The organism is Mesorhizobium sp. M0244, assembly GCF_040321795.1.
Lineage (GTDB): Bacteria > Pseudomonadota > Alphaproteobacteria > Rhizobiales > Rhizobiaceae > Mesorhizobium.
In genome coordinates, this window is record NZ_JAMYSE010000072.1 from 1 (window position 1) to 15,550 (window position 15,550).

Sequence of the window (15,550 nt, forward strand, 5' to 3'; positions counted from 1 at the left end):
CTCAACGGCGACGGTGCCGACATTGCCGAAGTGCGCGCCGTCTACCGCAAACGCCGCGACGTCATGGTCGACGCTTTCAGCCGTGCCGGCTGGACCATTCCCGCGCCGGCGGCGTCGATGTTCGCCTGGGCGCCGATCCCGGAGCCGTTCAAGCATCTCGGCTCACTCGAATTCTCCAAGCTCCTGATCGAGCACGCCGACGTCGCGGTAGCGCCGGGCGTCGGCTTCGGCGAGCATGGCGACGATCACGTGCGCATCGCGCTGGTCGAAAACGAGCACCGGATCCGGCAAGCAGCGCGCAACATCAAGCGCTTCCTCGCGTCCAGCGCCAAGCAGCCGAACAATGTCGTTCCGCTCGCCGCGCATCGCTGAGTGGTTCAGTCAACAGCCATGACCGACCCCGCCAGCATGAACGTCGAAGCCGTCGTTTATGTCAGGCTAATCGATGAGTCGGTTTCCGTTTGGCGGCCGGTGCAAGCAAAACAAATTGATCCGACCACGTACCTCATCTTGGACCAGCCCATACCAGCCTCGGAAGTGTGGGAGTTTCAGCCCGGGACTATAGTCACCGTGACCCGGAAGCCTGATGAAAACGACGACTATCTGGTTGCGGTCGAAAATCAATTCTAGCTGGCGGACAGACTCTCCGATGACTGAAGCGTTGCGTGTTGGAATTGCCGGCCTCGGCACCGTCGGTGCGTCGGTGGCGCGCGTGCTGCGCGACAAGGCGGCGGAACTGACGCGGCAGTGCGGACGCGACATCGTCGTCACAGCCGTTTCAGCCCGAGATCGCAAGCGCGACCGTGGCGTCGATCTTGGTACCGCACAGTGGTTCGACGACGCCATCAAGATGGCGCAGACCGGCGAGATCGACGTGTTCGTCGAGCTGATCGGCGGCGACGACGGGCCGGCGCGCTCGTCCGTAAAAGCGGCACTTGAAGCTGGCCGCCATGTCGTCACCGCCAACAAGGCGCTGCTTGCCAAGCACGGCGTGGCGCTGGCCGAGATTGCCGAGAAGAAGGGCGTGCTGCTCAACTACGAGGCGGCGGTGGCCGGCGGCATTCCGGTCATCAAGACGATGCGCGAGGCGATGGCCGGCAATTCGGTGACCCGCGTCTTCGGCATCCTCAACGGCACCTGCAACTACATACTGACACGCATGGAGGCCGAGGGCCTGTCATTCGATGCCTGCCTGAAGGACGCGCAGCGGCTGGGCTATGCCGAAGCCGACCCGACCTTCGACATCGAGGGCCATGACACTGCCCACAAGCTGTCGATCCTGACCAGCCTTGCCTTCGGCACGAGGATCGCGGCCAACGATATCTACATGGAGGGCATCTCCAACATCAGCCAGGCCGACATCCGCGCGGCCGGCGATCTCGGCTACCGGATCAAGCTGCTTGGCGTCGCCCAGCGCACCGAAAGCGGCATCGAACAGCGCGTGCACCCGACCATGGTGCCGACGGCATCGGTCATCGCACAGGTGCACGGCGTCACCAATGCGGTGGCGATCGAGACCGACATCCTCGGCGAATTGCTGCTCTCCGGCCCCGGTGCCGGCGGCAACGCCACCGCATCGGCGGTGATCGGCGACATTGCCGACATCGCCAAAAGCCGGCCTGGCTTCCAGCATGGTCCGGTCTTCGGCCGGCCGGCGAAGGAATTGAAGCCCTACAAGAAGGCGCAGATGCGCAGCCATGCCGGGGGTTATTTCATCCGGCTGACCGTGCACGATCGCATCGGCGTCTTTGCCGCCATCGCCAAGCGCATGGCCGACAACGACATTTCGCTGGAATCGATCGTCCAGCATGCCGCCGGGCCGGAAACCGAGGCACAGAAGACGGTCATCCTTGTCACCCACGAGACGACCGAGGCTGCGGTGCGCAAGGCCGTCGACGGCATCACCAGGGACAGCCTTCTGACCGACAAGCCGCAAGTCATCCGCATCGAGCGGGCAGGCTAAAGCTTCCCTCAATCGATTGATATTGCTGCGCTTTCAAAAAGATCCAGCGCAGGTCTTGCTGTTGTCACGGAGCTTTGACACAAGGAGCGCGTCTCTGGCGGGAGGCTAAACTGCCAACGAGGATTGTCCATCGATGAATGTGGCCCAGAACATTGTCGCCGGCCTCGACCGGATACTGACCATGGAATTGGTGCGCGTCACCGAACGTGCCGCTGTTGCGGCCGCCAGATTGCGCGGACGTGGCGATGAGAAGGCCGCCGACCAGGTCGCGGTCGACGCCATGCGGCAGGAGCTCAACCATCTTGCCATCCAGGGCACGGTGGTGATCGGCGAGGGCGAGCGCGACGAGGCACCGATGCTCTATATCGGTGAGGAGGTAGGTACCGGCAAAGGCCCGGCTGTCGACATCGCGCTCGATCCCCTCGAAGGCACGACGATCTGCGCCAAGAACCTGCCCAATGCATTGGCCGTCATCGCCATTGCCGAAAAAGGCAGCCTTTTGTTTGCGCCGGACGTCTATATGGACAAGATCGCCATCGGCCCGGGCTATGCCGATGGCATCATCGACATCGATGCCTCGCCGGCCGAAAACATCGCCAGCCTGGCCAGGGCCAAGGGGGTGCCGGTGGCGGAGATCACCGCCTGCATCCTCGACCGGCCACGCCATGGGGCGTTGATCGAAGCCGTGCGGGCGACGGGCGCCGCGATCCGGTTGATCGGCGACGGTGATGTCGCCGGGGTCATCCACACCACCGATCCGGACGAAACCGGCATCGACATCTATCTCGGGACCGGCGGCGCGCCGGAGGGCGTGCTGGCCGCAGCGGCGTTGCGCTGCACCGGCGGCCAGATGCAGGGCAGGCTGATCCTCGATACGCCGGAAAAGCTGGCGCGCGCGGCAAAAATGGGCATCTCCGACCCCAAGCGGATTTACCACACGCAAGACATGGCACGCGGCGACGTGCTGTTTGCCGCGACCGGCGTCACCGACGGCAACATGCTGGCTGGCGTCAAGTTCGGCCGCAATTTCATCACCACGCACACGATCGTGCTGCGTTCGTCGTCGCGAACCGTGCGCGAAATCAAGGCCAGGCACCAGGATCTGGAAAAGTTTTGATTTCGACTCAGTTGCCCGTTGCATATCGTGTGCAATGACAATTTTGCAGACGGCGCGTCACGTGATGGGGGAAAGACGCTTTTTCCTCGATGTTAGGCAGTCGGCCACTGGTGTTTCCTGGGAACACCGGCTGACCGAGCGCCAGGACATGGCCGCGCTCGCCATTGCGCAAGGTTATGGCGTGCCCGACATCGTGGCACGCGTGCTGGCCGGGCGCGGCGTCACCGCCGAGCTGACCGAGCGGTTCCTGGATCCGACCATCCGCAACCTGCTGCCCGACCCGGCATCGCTGACCGACATGGACAAAGCCGCCTCTCGCATCGCCCAGGCGGTGATGACCAGGGAAAAGGTGGCGATCTTTGGCGACTACGATGTCGACGGCGCCGCCTCGTCGGCGCTGCTCAAGCGCTTTCTCGCACATTTCTCGGTGCCGTCGGAGATCTACATACCGGACCGTATCTTCGAAGGTTACGGCCCCAATCCGGAAGCGATGCGCGAACTCGTCTCGCGCGGCGCGACGCTGATCGTCACCGTCGATTGCGGCACCAATAGTGCTGCTTCCATCGACGCGGCGAAGGCCGACGGTGCCGACGTCGTGGTGCTCGATCACCATCAGGTCGGCGGGCTGTTGCCGGCGGCGGCTGCGGTCGTCAACCCCAATCGCGAGGACGACCTTTCCGGGCAAGGCCATCTTTGCGCCGCCGGCGTCGTCTTCCTGTGCCTGGTGCAAACGGCGAAGATCCTGCGCGGCCGTCTGCCGGATGCCGCACCGCCGGATCTGCTTGGCCTGCTCGACCTGGTGGCGTTGGCCACCGTCTGCGACGTGGTGCCGCTCACCGGCGTCAACCGCGCCTTCGTGGTCAAGGGGCTGCAGGTGGCACGGCAGCAGAGAAACGAAGGGCTGGCGGCGCTGGCGCGGGTCTCGCGCATCGGCGAGCCGATCAGCACGTTCCATTTGGCCTTTCTGATTGGTCCGCGCATCAACGCCGGCGGGCGCATCGGCGACGCAGCGCTTGGCAGCCGCCTGCTTGCAACCGACGATCCGGTCGAGGCCCGCACCATTGCCGAGACGCTGGATCGGCTCAACCAGGAGCGGCAGTCAATGGAGCAGGAGATGCTGGCCGCGGCGCGCTCAGAGGCTGACGCCGAGCTTGCCGGCGGCAATGGTCCGGCCATCGTGGTTACGGCCAGCAGCAACTGGCATCCGGGTATCGTCGGCCTGCTTGCCTCGCGGCTCAAGGACCATGCAAGGCGGCCGGCCTTTGCCATCGCCTTCAACGCCAATGGTGTCGGTACCGGTTCAGGCCGTTCGGTGTCGGGCTTCGACCTCGGCCGGCTGGTGCGCGAGGCTGCCGATGCCGGGCTGATCGTCAAGGGCGGCGGCCACGGAATGGCGGCGGGCATCACTGTCGAGCGGGCGAAGCTCGGCGCGCTCCGGGCTTTTTTCGAAGAGCGTGCGGCAGTGGATGTATTCCGGCTGCAAGGCGAGGAGAGCCTGGCGATCGACGGTGCGCTTGCCGCCGAGGGCGCCACGCTTGGGCTGCTCGATGCACTTGAAAGAGCCGGGCCATTCGGCGCCGGGCATGTCGCCCCTGTGTTCGCCCTGCCGCGTCATCGGCTTGCCGACGCGCGGCCGGTCGGCACCAACCACATCCGTGCCGAGCTGCAGTCGGAAAGCGGCGGCCGCATCCGGGCGATCGCGTTTCGCGCCATCGACACGGCTCTTGGCGAATTCCTGTTCAAGAACAGAGGCAAGCCGGTGCATGTCGCCGGCTCGCTATCGGGCAATCACTGGAACGGCAGCCGCACGGTGCAATTTCGTATCATCGACGCAGCGCTCGCCTGAGAACTGACCGACCGGCTCTGCCTAAGCGAGGACGGTCTGCAGCCGGGTCAGTTCGCCGATCTGCGCCATCGTTGCCTGGTAGCCGATACGGATCGCTTCGTCGGCGCGATGGAATTCGGTCAGGCCGATATGGCTGAGCTTCGGCTGCAGCGACATGTCCGGCGGGTCGCCGGCCAGCCTGGCGCGCGAAATGCGGTCCTGTATGATGTTGAAGGCCTCGACCATGACGCCCGTGATGCCGAGCCGTGTCTCGCGCGACTGGCGTTCGGGATCGGCGTGGCCGGCCCTCGGAGCGTCTTTCTCGATGACCAACTCGCCGGCACTGTGCTTGATCACCGCGGCGCGGCCGAACAGGTCGTAGTGAAGGTTCACCGCAACCACGAGCGGCTGCTCGTAGGCGCGGCAGACAGAGACCGGCACCGGATTGACCAGTGCGCCGTCGACCAGCACGCGCCCGTTGCAGGCGACCGGCTCGAACACGCCGGGCAGCGCGTAGGAGGCGCGCATGGCGGTGCTCAGCGAGCCGCTCGACAGCCAGATTTCATGGCCGGTGCGGATTTCCGAAGCGACGCAGACGAACGGTTTTGGCAGATCCTCGAAGCGGATGCCGGCTATGTGCTCGCGCAGCCGCGCGTCGAGTTTCATACCACCGAACAGGCCGCTGCCGCGTAAATTGAGGTCGAGAAGGCCAAAAATGCGCCGCCTGGTCAGGCTGCGCGCGAATTCTTCCAGCTCGTCCAGCTTGCCGGCAACATAGCAGCCGCCGACCAGCGCGCCGATCGAGGTGCCGGCGATCATCGACACTTCGATGCCGGCTTCATCAAGCGCGCGCAGCACGCCGATATGCGCCCAGCCGCGCGCACAGCCGCCGCCCAATGCCAGCGAGATCCCTGTTTTACCTGGAGATTTGGTTTCGGATACGCCTGCGGCCGAGGAGACGCCATTGGCCTCCCGAACGTCAGGTCTGTTGAGCAATGACGCCCAGTCGAGCATCACAATCTCCCTTGTCCCACGGTCATCCTAGAGGCGGGCCGTATCGAAATCATGAATATACGTGGCTGGAGCGCTGCGAATGGTTCATATTGATGGCGTACTGGGCTTTCGATACGTTTTTTCCGCATCGAACAGCGGCTTGCTGCCGTCGCTGGCAAGCGTCCCCTTGCCATCGCTCAGTCCCACCGTCCGATAAAAGCATGAACGTCGGCCGGTGTGACAAGTTGCTTCGTGACCCAACACTTTGACGCGCAACCATATCGCGTCCTGGTCACAATCCGTGAGCATCTCGACGACTTGCTGCACATTGCCCGAGGTTTCGCCCTTCTTCCAAAGCGCGTTGCGCGAGCGAGACCAGTAGTGCGCGATGCCGGTCTCGAGTGTCAGCGCCAGCGCCTCGGCATTCATATGCGCGACCATCAGCAGCATGCCGTCTTCGGCATCGGTGACGACGACAGTGACGAGGCCGCCGGCATCGAAGCGCGGTGAAAGGACCGTGCCTTCCTCAAGTGCCTTTTTGTCTGAGGGAGCTTTCGGGAATTCCAATGCCGACATTCGCCGGTCCTTATCTAGCGAAGCCGGCGAGGTCGGGTTCAGATCCCGCCGCCGCGCACCATGGTGACGAAGCGGACCTGCTCTTCGGGTGTGTCCTTGAAGACGCCAGTGAAGGTCGAGGTCAGCGTGGTGGATCCCTGCTTGCGGATGCCCCGCATGGCCATGCACATATGCTCGGCCTCGACCATGACGGCGACGCCGCGCGGATTGAGCACGTCCTGGATGACGCCGGCAATCTGCGCGGTCATCGCTTCCTGGGTCTGCAGGCGATGGGCGAAGATGTCGACGACGCGCGCGATCTTGGACAGGCCGACAACCTTGCCGTCCGGCAGATAGCCGACATGCGCCTTGCCGATGATCGGCACCATGTGGTGCTCGCAATGCGAATGGAACGATATGTCCTTGACGATGACGAGGTCGTCATAGCCGGCGACTTCCTCGAAGGTGCGGCCAAGCTCCTCGGCGGGGCACATGTCATAGCCGTTGAACATTTCGCGGAACGCCTTGGTGACACGCTTCGGCGTATCGATCAGGCCCTCGCGCTCCGGATTGTCGCCGGTCCAGCGCAACAAAGTGTGCACCGCGGCTTCGACTTCGGCTTCGCTCGGCCGGTCGGTGACCGGCTTTTCCATATAGGCCGACTGCGGCATGAGTTTCTTGATGACGGCGTCCATAAAAGGCGTCTCCCGTAGTTCCTCTCTCAGGAGGAACGAGTTGAACGGACCACGACCTTTCGGGTGTAAGAAACTCGTCGGTTTCCAGCCCGTAAGCGGCGTGAACTGATTTGGGCAGGACGAGACTTTTGGTCCGTCTTGTCGATACCCGACTACCACCATTATATATGGTCGTGCCGAGCGAAAGGAAGACGCCAGAGCGGCAATCGCTGTTCGCTGGGCGGCGACGGATTGGAAAAATATGATCGACGATGTCTACAATGCGAAAATTCTGGGTTTTGCCGGAAACATCGCACGGATCGGCCGGCTCGATCGGCCCGACGCAACCGCACGGGCGCATTCCAAGCTGTGCGGCTCGACGGTGACCGTCGATCTGAAGATGGATGACGGCGTCGTCACCGATTTCGCGCATGACGTGAAGGCCTGTGCGCTTGGCCAGGCGTCGTCTTCGATCATGGCGCAGCATGTCGTCGGCGCCAGTGCCGAAGAATTGCGCAGCGTGCGCGAGACGATGCTGAAGATGCTGAAGGAAAATGGCCCGCCGCCCGAAGGCCGCTTCGCCGACCTGAAATACCTGGAGCCGGTGCGCGATTACAAGGCCCGCCACGCCTCGACCATGCTGACCTTCGATGCGGTGGTCGATGCCATCGGCCAGGTCGAGAAGAAGCGCGCAGAACAGGCGGCTTAGCCGTCAAATGGCTGCCGATCACGCGCACCAGCATCAGAGGCCGCGATACACGCGCAACTGGCCCGGACCGTGGCGCAAGACGCCGGGCCGCATCCTCGGCACGTCGCTCGTCCGCTTCTACCAGCTGACGCTGTCCGGCTTTGTCGGCAATTCCTGCCGGCATCTGCCGACCTGTTCCGAATACGCGCACGAAGCGATCGCCCGTCACGGGCTGTGGGCCGGCGGCTGGATGGGATTTTTCCGGGTGCTGCGCTGCGGCCCGTTCGGAACGCACGGCATCGACCGGGTGCCTGAGGTTCTAGATGATCGCTATCTCTGGTTCACGCCCTGGCGATACCGGCGGATCGGGAACAAGCGCGCCCTCGAAAACTGACCGCATTGTCGCTTCGGACCCGGTTGGAGGCGGCAGGTTTACGATTTGCTAAGCTTAACCGCATGTTACGCATTTGAGACAAAATCGAGACAAGACGCCTCGCTAAGCCGCTCCTGACAGCCCTCAGGAGAGATTGCCAAATGCACCAGATAGACCGCCGTCCATTTGTTTTCGCCGTGGTTCTCTATCTTCTGGCGTGGCTGTTGGGTTTTCCGATCCGCGCGCAATCAGCGCCGCTCGGGGACATCGAATGCACGCTGATCGTCGATGCCGCAAGCGGCGAGACGCTGTATCGGCAAGGGGTTTGCGACCAGCGCGTCAGCCCCGCCTCGACATTCAAGGTTCCGCTGGCGTTGATCGGCTACGACGCCGGAATCCTGAGCGACGAGCACGCGCCGAGCTGGGAGTACAAGCCGGAGTTCAATGCGCCGAAACGGGACCGGAAGACCGTCGACCCGACGATTTGGGAAAAGGATTCGGTCCTTTGGTTCTCGCGCGAGATTACGCGCCGGCTCGGCAGCAAACAGTTTGCCGGCTACGTGTCCAGATTGGACTATGGCAACACCGACGTCTCCGGCAATTCTGGCAAGAATGACGGCCTCACCCATTCCTGGGTGAATTCCTCGCTCGCGATATCGCCGGTCGAACAGGTCGACTTCCTGCGCAAGCTGCTGGCGCGAAAACTACCGGTCTCGGACAAGGCCCATGCGATGACCAGCGCGATAATCCCAACCTTCCGGGCAGGGGGCTGGACGGTGCAGGGCAAGACCGGGACCACCAGGCTTGGCAGCGACAAGCGCTCGCTTGGCTGGTTTGTCGGCTGGGCGCAGAAGGACGCTCGCAAGATCGTCTTTGCCCGCCTGGTAATCGATACGAAACGGTCCGACACGCCCAAGGGACTCAAGACGCGAGCGATGTTCCTGAAAGAGCTGCCGAATCTCGTCAGGTGACCTACATCCGGCTTTACGGCGCCGAAAACTGCCAATAAAAGACCGCTCGCCGCCGGACGCATCCGGCTCTTACTTGATGCATGTCGTAACCCCAAAACCGCTGCGAACTTTTGGGCGACATGCATTTTCACCACCCGCGCTCGTTTGCGGGACTGGATAGGAGAATTTTATGCTGAATTCAGTTTCCCTGACATTTCCCGATGGCTCCGTCCGCGACTACGACGCGGCGATGACCGGCGCCGGCCTGGCGGAGTCGATCTCGAAGTCGCTGGCCAAGAAGGCTGTCGCCTACAGCATCGACGGCACGTTGCGCGATCTTTCCGACCCGATCGGCAAGTCGGGCAAGCTGGAAATCATCACCCGTGAGGACCCGCGCGCCCTCGAACTCATCCGCCATGATGCAGCGCACGTGCTGGCCGAAGCCGTGCAGGAACTTTGGCCGGGCACGCAGGTGACCATCGGGCCGGTGATCGAGAACGGGTTCTACTACGATTTCGCCCGTAACGAGCCGTTCACGCCCGACGATTTCCCGGTGATCGAGAAGAAAATGCGCGAGATCATTGCGCGCAACAAGCCGTTTACCAAAGAGGTGTGGTCGCGCGAAAAGGCGAAAAAGATCTTTGCCGACAAGGGCGAGCGCTACAAGCTCGAACTGATCGACGCCATCCCTGAGGATCAGGATCTCAAGATCTACGCGCAGGGAGACTGGTTCGACCTCTGCCGCGGTCCGCATATGGCCGCGACCGGCCAGATCGGCAGCGCCTTCAAGCTGATGAAGGTCGCCGGCGCCTATTGGCGCGGCGACAGCAACAACCCGATGCTGACGCGCATCTACGGCACGGCCTGGGCCGACCAGGCCCAGCTCGATGCCTATCAGACCATGCTGGAAGAAGCCGAAAAGCGCGACCACAGGAAACTCGGGCGCGAGATGGATCTGTTCCACTTCCAGGAGGAGGGCCCTGGCGTCGTCTTCTGGCACGCCAAGGGCTGGAGGATGTTCCAGAACCTGGTCAATTACATGCGCCGCCGCCTCGACGAGCAGGGCTATCAGGAGGTCAACGCACCGCAGGTGCTCGACAAGAGCCTGTGGGAGACGTCAGGCCACTGGGGCTGGTACCGGGACAATATGTTCAAGGTGACGGTTGCCGGGGACGACACCGACGACGACCGCGTCTTTGCGCTGAAGCCGATGAACTGTCCCGGCCATGTGCAGATATTCAAGCACGGGCTGAAGTCCTACCGCGATCTGCCGGTAAAGCTTGCGGAATTCGGCAATGTGCATCGCTACGAGCCTTCGGGCGCGCTGCACGGGCTGATGCGCGTGCGCGGTTTTACCCAGGACGATGCCCATATCTTCTGCACCGAGGAACAGCTCGCCGACGAGTGCATCAAGATCAACGACCTGATCCTGTCGACCTATGCCGATTTCGGCTTTGACGAGATCACCGTCAAGCTGGCGACCCGCCCCGAAAAACGGGTCGGCACCGACGCGATGTGGGATCATGCCGAGGGCGTGCTGCAGGACGTGCTCGACAAGATCGCGGCGCGGTCGGGCAACCGGATCAAGACGGGCGTCAATCCGGGCGAGGGCACGTTCTACGGGCCGAAGTTCGAATATGTGCTGAAGGACGCAATCGGCCGCGAATGGCAATGTGGCACCACGCAGGTCGACTTCAACCTGCCGGAGCGTTTTGGCGCTTTCTACATTGGCTCGGATTCGGAAAAGAAGCAGCCGGTGATGGTGCATCGCGCCATTTGCGGCTCGATGGAACGTTTTCTCGGCATCCTGATCGAGAATTATTCCGGCCATTTCCCGCTATGGTTCGCACCGCTGCAGGTAGTGGTGGCGACGATCACTTCCGATGCCGACGATTACGCGCGAAAGGTCGTCGCGCAGTTGAAGACGGCCGGGCTTATTGCCGAAGCCGACCTGCGCAACGAGAAGATCAACTACAAGGTCCGCGAGCATTCGCTGGCCAAGGTCCCGGTCATTCTCGTCTGCGGCAAGCGCGAGGCCGAGGAAGAGACGGTCAATGTCCGCCGTCTGGGCTCGCGCGACCAGGAATCGCTTGGTCTCGCAGCAGCCGTGAAGCTGCTTTCCGACGAGGCGGTGACACCCGACCGCAAGCGCCGCGCGGCCTGAGCCGGTCAACCGGCAACGAAGATGGCGGTGGAGCGATCCACCGCCATTTTCATATGACTGTCACGCCAATTTTGTAGCGAGCCCCATGCTCAAGCTGAAGACGCGCGAAAGACCTTTTCCCGAGCTCTCTTATGCCAGTCCGCATCAGCCGGCGCTGACGCGCTGGTTCATCCATTCGGTCGAAGGCCTGTCGGGACGCGATCGCTTCGCGGCACTCTATGATTTCTGGCGCCGGCACGTGGTGCCTGGCGGCGAGCGCGTGTTCAGCCGCATGCTGGATCTGATCGACGTCCGGGTGCGGACCGCAGCCCAATGGCCGCCGGCGAAGCTGCCCGACACGCCGCTGGTGATCGTCGCCAATCATCCGTTCGGCATCGGCGACGGCATTGCGGTGCTGTCGCTGGCAGAGCGGCTCGGCCGGCCGTTTCGCGTCATGATCCACAAGGATCTGCTCAAGATCCGCGAGATGGAGCCGTACTCACTGCCGATCGACTTTTCCGAGACCAAGGACGCGCTGAAGAACAACATGGCGGTGCGGCATGAGGCGGTGCGGCTGCTCAACGAAGGCGTCACCATCGTCGTCTTCCCGGCCGGCGGCGTCGCCACCGCGCCGAAGGGATTTGGCCGGGCGCGCGATCTGCCGTGGAAGATGTTTCCGGCCCGTCTCGTTCAGGATGCCAAGGCGTCGGTCATCCCAATGCATTTTTCCGGCCAGAACGGCCGGCTGTTCCATCTGGTCAGTGGTCCCATGAACATGGCCGAACGCGACGGGCGTGTAGCGAAATTCGTCGGCAGGGCTTCGCTGACGCTGCGCATCTCTCTGCTCATCCACGAATTTTCGCGGCTGTCCGGCAAATCGATCGAGGTGCGCGTCGGAGACACGCTGGAGTGGGACGAACTGGAGCCTCTGCGCGACCGCAAAGCCCTGCTCGAACGCCTTCAGCGCGGCGTCTTCGATCTGGCTGCGGCCGAGGCGCGTGGCCGCGTACACTTGCTGGCGCGACGCATGCGCAAAGCAGCCTAGAGGGGCGCGGCCTAGTCGGCGCCTTCCTCGGAGTCGATGGCCGAAGCCTCGGTAGCCAGGACCTCAATGTCCTGATTGTGCCCGGCCACCACCGTAAAATCCTTCTGGTAGATGCGGTCGCGGTTCTTGGCGATGATGGTGTAGTCGCCCTCGGCCAGCACCATCGATGCAAAGGCGCCGACGGTTTCCTTGATCGGATCACCGGACTCGTTGAGCAGCGACCAGGAGGTGTCGGCGATCGCCTCGCCGCCTGGTTCGCGCACCAGCTTCATGGTCATCTCGGCCGCACGGTGCTCGACCGTCGCTTCGGTCAGCTTGCCGGCCTCGACACGGATGTCGGAGCGGATGACCGCATTCACCGCGCCATAGGTCGAAACAACGTGGTAGATGCCGGCATTGAGCCGCACGACGCTGTTCGGCTCGACATCGGGTATGATCAGCGCACGATCGCCATCGGGCTCGGCGTGGCTCTCATAGATCGAGAAGCGCAGCTTCTTCGGCGGAATGCGCACCCCGCCCGACAGCACGGCATCAAGCTTGAGGCCGCCAGCATCGAGCACGAGGCTCTCGCGCTTGGCTTCCTTGCCGACGGTGATGCGCTTGGTGGCGCCGGCCCGCCCGTAGGAGGCGTGGACCAGATAGGAACCCGGCTCGAGCTGGAACACGGCGGTGCCGCCATGAGCGGAGGCGACCATCGGCAGCTTGCCGTCGCCGGCCGGCTCGGGCTTGAAGACGCGCCAGACGATGCCGCGCGCGATATCGGCGCCCTTGTCAATCAGCTGCGCCGACAGCGTGATCGCCCCGCTGCCGCCCAACGCCAGCGACGTATCGCTTTTGGGCGACGCATAACTCGAAATTCCGGGAAGTTTCAGATTGCCGATGCCGTCCGCATCCTGCGCGGCAGCCGGCGAAACCGGCACCATCAACAGGGCGGCGCCCAGCCAAATCAGGAAAAGACGCAATGTCCCCTCAAACATGCCTTGCGTTGAAGCCCAAGGCGGTGGCAATTTCAAGGCTTAAGAGTCCGAAGAGTCCGATCGGCTTCTGCTACAGGGCTCTTTGTCCGGCGCGCCGCGCCAATGCCCGAGCCGCCCGATATCCCGATGGTGCGCTTCAGCTCAAATTCCAGGAGACTTGCGCTTATGGCGTCGCCCATCATCGATTTTCTGCTGACCCGAAATTCCGCGCCGATCCCGGATTTGAAAGAACCGGCACCGAGCGATGCGGAGATCGCGACGATGATCGCCGCAGCGTCGCGGGTGCCGGACCACGGCCGGCTGGAGCCGTGGCGTTTCATCCTCTATCGCGGCGAGGTTCGCGTCGAGATCGGCAAAAAGCTGGCGGCACTTGCCGAACAGCGCGAAGGGCCGCTGCCGGAAGGCCGCCGCAACCAGGAACTGGCACGCTTTTCGCGGGCGCCGCTGGTTATCGGCGTGATCTCGATCCCCAGGGAAAATCCAAAGATCCCGCAATGGGAGATGTTCCTGTCCGGCGGCATGGCAGCGCTGAACCTGATGCTATCAGCCAATGCGCTGGGCTACGGCACCAACATGATCAGCAACTGGTATTCCGACGTGCCGGAGGGCAGGGCGATCCTGGGTCTGGCGCCGCATGAGCGGGTCGTCGGCTTCGTCCATATCGGCTCCTGCCAGGGACCGGCGCCGGAGCGGCCGCGGCCCGATCCGGCAACGCTCTATGCCGACTATTCGGGACCGTGGGTGGGGTAATTTGCGACGCGGAAGAGACCCTAAGCGTCAAGCCCCGCCGCCCTGGCTCGTGCCAGGAGGCGCTCGGCGAGCTTGAGATGCGGCCGGTCGTACATCTTGCCGTCAATGCCGACGACGCCGGGATTTCCCGCTGTCTTGAACGCTTCGACGATTGCCAGCGAATTTTTCACCGCTTGCACCGAAGGCGTGAAGGCGGCGTTGATGACCGGCACCTGCGCCGGATGGATCGCCATCTTGCCGGTGAACCCGTCGCGCTCGGCCTCGGCGCATTCAGCCTCAAAGGCAGCCATGTCGCGAAAATCCGGAAACACCGTGTCGATCGCCGCGACTTCCGCGGCACCTGCGGCGAGAATGGTCATGGTGCGGGCGAAGCGAAACACATCCGTGTAGCGGCCATTCGCGTCGCGCATCGCGCGTGCGCCGATTGCTGCCGACAGATCTTCCGCGCCCCAGGTGACGCCGACAAGCCGCGCGCTTGCCTCGGTGTAGGTTGCAGCGGCCAAAACGCCAGCTGCCGTTTCGGTGATGATCGGCACGATCCTTATCGCGCCGTCCGGCAGCCCGGTTTCGGCTTCGTGCACCCTGAGCTTGGCCGACAGCTGCTGGACATCCCGTCCGCTGTTCGACTTCGGCAGCATGATGCCGTCTGGTTTCACCGGCACGAGCGCCGCCAGATCGTCGTCGGTCAGTCCGGTCGAAAGATCATTGACGCGCACATAGATCGCGGAGCTGGTTTGATGCCTGTGCTCGGCGATGAAACGCGCCGCGGTGTCGCGCGCCAGAACCTTGTTCTGCGAGGCAATCGAATCCTCGAGGTCGACGATGACCACGTCAGCGCCTACGCCAAAGCCCTTCTCCAGCTTCTTTTCCGAATCGCCGGGAACGAAGAGCAGAGAACGCATCGGCTATGCCTTTTTCATCATCATGGCTTGCCTCGTGCATTTGGCAACCAATAGGTCGTTCTGGTTATAGGCGCGGTGCTCGAACTCGACGATGCCGCGGTCCGGTTTCGACCTGGAATCGCGCACCGAAACCACCGTGGTCTCAACGCGGATCGTGTCGCCGTGGAACACCGGATGCGGAAACACGGTCTCCTTCATGCCGAGATTGGCAATGGTGGTGCCGACAGTGATGTCGTTGACCGAAATGCCGATCATCAGGCCAAGCGTGAACAGCGAATTGACCAGCGGTTTGCCCCATTCGCTCTTCGCGGCGAAGTCGAAATCGATGTGCAGCGGCTGCGGGTTCAGTGTCATCACCGAAAACAGCATATTGTCGCTTTCGGTCACGCTCTTGCGCAGCGCGTGCTTGAACACATGGCCGACGACGAACTCCTCAAGATAAAGCCCGGCCATGGTCGATCTCCTCCGCTGCCGCATCGGCCCGAAAATTGGTATCGATTTTCGGAAAGCACGATGCGAGGATTCAAAGTGTTAGAGCGTACTTTGTGCGTCCGAAAGGACGCACGTCGCTCTAAGGGTTGATAGGCGTTGCATA

Annotated in this window: 17 protein-coding genes; 11 read left to right on the top strand and 6 right to left on the bottom strand. The window is 62.9% G+C overall.

The window, feature by feature from the left end; all coding sequences use genetic code 11:
- The 5 genes from NKJ08_RS28980 to recJ all read left to right on the top strand — a co-directional run.
- A partial coding sequence (locus tag NKJ08_RS28980; RefSeq protein ID WP_352784576.1) for an aminotransferase class I/II-fold pyridoxal phosphate-dependent enzyme occupies window positions 1-372 on the top strand: 372 nt, incomplete at its 5' end.
- Between the two features lie 18 nt (window positions 373-390).
- Window positions 391-630 carry a hypothetical protein gene (locus NKJ08_RS28985; protein WP_352530415.1) on the top strand — a complete coding sequence of 80 codons (240 nt, stop codon included), beginning with the start codon at window positions 391-393 and terminating at the stop codon, window positions 628-630.
- Between the two features lie 19 nt (window positions 631-649).
- Entirely contained in the window at window positions 650-1,963 is a 1,314-nt protein-coding gene (locus NKJ08_RS28990) for a homoserine dehydrogenase (protein ID WP_352530417.1), read from the top strand.
- Between the two features lie 133 nt (window positions 1,964-2,096).
- Complete coding sequence (gene glpX / locus NKJ08_RS28995; RefSeq protein ID WP_352530419.1) at window positions 2,097-3,080, top strand: class II fructose-bisphosphatase; 984 nt, start codon at window positions 2,097-2,099, stop codon at window positions 3,078-3,080.
- A 34-nt stretch (window positions 3,081-3,114) separates the two neighbouring features.
- Window positions 3,115-4,926, top strand: coding sequence for a single-stranded-DNA-specific exonuclease RecJ (recJ, locus tag NKJ08_RS29000; protein WP_352530421.1), 1,812 nt, complete (start codon window positions 3,115-3,117; stop codon window positions 4,924-4,926).
- Window positions 4,927-4,947: 21 nt separating this feature from the next.
- Here recJ and NKJ08_RS29005 read toward each other — a convergent pair whose 3' ends face one another.
- From NKJ08_RS29005 to folE, 3 genes are all read right to left on the bottom strand, one after another.
- Window positions 4,948-5,919 carry a patatin family protein gene (locus NKJ08_RS29005; RefSeq protein WP_352530423.1) on the bottom strand — a complete coding sequence of 324 codons (972 nt, stop codon included), beginning with the start codon at window positions 5,917-5,919 and terminating at the stop codon, window positions 4,948-4,950.
- An 84-nt stretch (window positions 5,920-6,003) separates the two neighbouring features.
- Window positions 6,004-6,474: a phosphoribosyl-AMP cyclohydrolase gene (hisI, locus tag NKJ08_RS29010; RefSeq protein ID WP_352530425.1), complete on the bottom strand. Its 471-nt coding sequence runs from the start codon at window positions 6,472-6,474 to the stop codon at window positions 6,004-6,006.
- Window positions 6,475-6,512: 38 nt separating this feature from the next.
- Window positions 6,513-7,148, bottom strand: coding sequence for a GTP cyclohydrolase I FolE (gene folE, locus NKJ08_RS29015; RefSeq protein WP_352530427.1), 636 nt, complete (start codon window positions 7,146-7,148; stop codon window positions 6,513-6,515).
- A gap of 241 nt (window positions 7,149-7,389) precedes the next feature.
- Between folE and NKJ08_RS29020 the strand changes: the two genes are divergently transcribed.
- The 5 genes from NKJ08_RS29020 (at window position 7,390) to NKJ08_RS29040 (ending at window position 12,326) form a co-directional block, all read left to right on the top strand.
- Entirely contained in the window at window positions 7,390-7,836 is a 447-nt protein-coding gene (locus NKJ08_RS29020) for an iron-sulfur cluster assembly scaffold protein (RefSeq protein ID WP_352530429.1), read from the top strand.
- 7 nt (window positions 7,837-7,843) lie between these two features.
- Complete coding sequence (gene yidD / locus NKJ08_RS29025) at window positions 7,844-8,209, top strand: membrane protein insertion efficiency factor YidD (RefSeq protein WP_352530431.1); 366 nt, start codon at window positions 7,844-7,846, stop codon at window positions 8,207-8,209.
- A gap of 140 nt (window positions 8,210-8,349) precedes the next feature.
- Window positions 8,350-9,159, top strand: a complete 810-nt coding sequence (gene blaOXA / locus NKJ08_RS29030; RefSeq protein WP_352530433.1) for a class D beta-lactamase — start codon at window positions 8,350-8,352, stop codon at window positions 9,157-9,159.
- Between the two features lie 169 nt (window positions 9,160-9,328).
- Entirely contained in the window at window positions 9,329-11,302 is a 1,974-nt protein-coding gene (gene thrS / locus NKJ08_RS29035) for a threonine--tRNA ligase (protein WP_352530435.1), read from the top strand.
- Window positions 11,303-11,387: 85 nt separating this feature from the next.
- Complete coding sequence (locus tag NKJ08_RS29040) at window positions 11,388-12,326, top strand: lysophospholipid acyltransferase family protein (RefSeq protein WP_352530437.1); 939 nt, start codon at window positions 11,388-11,390, stop codon at window positions 12,324-12,326.
- An 11-nt stretch (window positions 12,327-12,337) separates the two neighbouring features.
- Here the strand turns inward: NKJ08_RS29040 and NKJ08_RS29045 are convergent, their stop codons facing one another.
- Window positions 12,338-13,303, bottom strand: coding sequence for an RgsD C-terminal domain-containing protein (locus NKJ08_RS29045; RefSeq protein ID WP_352530469.1), 966 nt, complete (start codon window positions 13,301-13,303; stop codon window positions 12,338-12,340).
- A 165-nt stretch (window positions 13,304-13,468) separates the two neighbouring features.
- Between NKJ08_RS29045 and NKJ08_RS29050 the strand changes: the two genes are divergently transcribed.
- Window positions 13,469-14,053 carry a nitroreductase family protein gene (locus tag NKJ08_RS29050; RefSeq protein ID WP_352530439.1) on the top strand — a complete coding sequence of 195 codons (585 nt, stop codon included), beginning with the start codon at window positions 13,469-13,471 and terminating at the stop codon, window positions 14,051-14,053.
- Between the two features lie 20 nt (window positions 14,054-14,073).
- Here NKJ08_RS29050 and NKJ08_RS29055 read toward each other — a convergent pair whose 3' ends face one another.
- On the bottom strand, window positions 14,074-14,955 hold the full coding sequence (locus NKJ08_RS29055; RefSeq protein ID WP_352530441.1) for an HpcH/HpaI aldolase/citrate lyase family protein: 882 nt from the start codon (window positions 14,953-14,955) through the stop codon (window positions 14,074-14,076).
- A gap of 3 nt (window positions 14,956-14,958) precedes the next feature.
- Window positions 14,959-15,408: a MaoC family dehydratase gene (locus NKJ08_RS29060; RefSeq protein ID WP_352530443.1), complete on the bottom strand. Its 450-nt coding sequence runs from the start codon at window positions 15,406-15,408 to the stop codon at window positions 14,959-14,961.
- Between the last annotated feature and the right edge of the window lie 142 nt (window positions 15,409-15,550).

What these genes read in the sequence shown, in the direction of transcription:
- NKJ08_RS28985 (WP_352530415.1), top strand. Translation starts at nt 391, where the DNA reads ATGACCGACCCCGCCAGCATGAACGTCGAAGCCGTCGTTTATGTCAGG.
- NKJ08_RS28990 (WP_352530417.1), top strand. Translation starts at nt 650, where the DNA reads ATGACTGAAGCGTTGCGTGTTGGAATTGCCGGCCTCGGCACCGTCGGT.
- glpX (WP_352530419.1), top strand. Translation starts at nt 2,097, where the DNA reads ATGAATGTGGCCCAGAACATTGTCGCCGGCCTCGACCGGATACTGACC.
- recJ (WP_352530421.1), top strand. Translation starts at nt 3,115, where the DNA reads ATGACAATTTTGCAGACGGCGCGTCACGTGATGGGGGAAAGACGCTTT.
- NKJ08_RS29005 (WP_352530423.1), bottom strand. Translation starts at nt 5,919, where the DNA reads ATGCTCGACTGGGCGTCATTGCTCAACAGACCTGACGTTCGGGAGGCC.
- hisI (WP_352530425.1), bottom strand. Translation starts at nt 6,474, where the DNA reads ATGTCGGCATTGGAATTCCCGAAAGCTCCCTCAGACAAAAAGGCACTT.
- folE (WP_352530427.1), bottom strand. Translation starts at nt 7,148, where the DNA reads ATGGACGCCGTCATCAAGAAACTCATGCCGCAGTCGGCCTATATGGAA.
- NKJ08_RS29020 (WP_352530429.1), top strand. Translation starts at nt 7,390, where the DNA reads ATGATCGACGATGTCTACAATGCGAAAATTCTGGGTTTTGCCGGAAAC.
- yidD (WP_352530431.1), top strand. Translation starts at nt 7,844, where the DNA reads ATGGCTGCCGATCACGCGCACCAGCATCAGAGGCCGCGATACACGCGC.
- blaOXA (WP_352530433.1), top strand. Translation starts at nt 8,350, where the DNA reads ATGCACCAGATAGACCGCCGTCCATTTGTTTTCGCCGTGGTTCTCTAT.
- thrS (WP_352530435.1), top strand. Translation starts at nt 9,329, where the DNA reads ATGCTGAATTCAGTTTCCCTGACATTTCCCGATGGCTCCGTCCGCGAC.
- NKJ08_RS29040 (WP_352530437.1), top strand. Translation starts at nt 11,388, where the DNA reads ATGCTCAAGCTGAAGACGCGCGAAAGACCTTTTCCCGAGCTCTCTTAT.
- NKJ08_RS29045 (WP_352530469.1), bottom strand. Translation starts at nt 13,303, where the DNA reads ATGTTTGAGGGGACATTGCGTCTTTTCCTGATTTGGCTGGGCGCCGCC.
- NKJ08_RS29050 (WP_352530439.1), top strand. Translation starts at nt 13,469, where the DNA reads ATGGCGTCGCCCATCATCGATTTTCTGCTGACCCGAAATTCCGCGCCG.
- NKJ08_RS29055 (WP_352530441.1), bottom strand. Translation starts at nt 14,955, where the DNA reads ATGCGTTCTCTGCTCTTCGTTCCCGGCGATTCGGAAAAGAAGCTGGAG.
- NKJ08_RS29060 (WP_352530443.1), bottom strand. Translation starts at nt 15,408, where the DNA reads ATGGCCGGGCTTTATCTTGAGGAGTTCGTCGTCGGCCATGTGTTCAAG.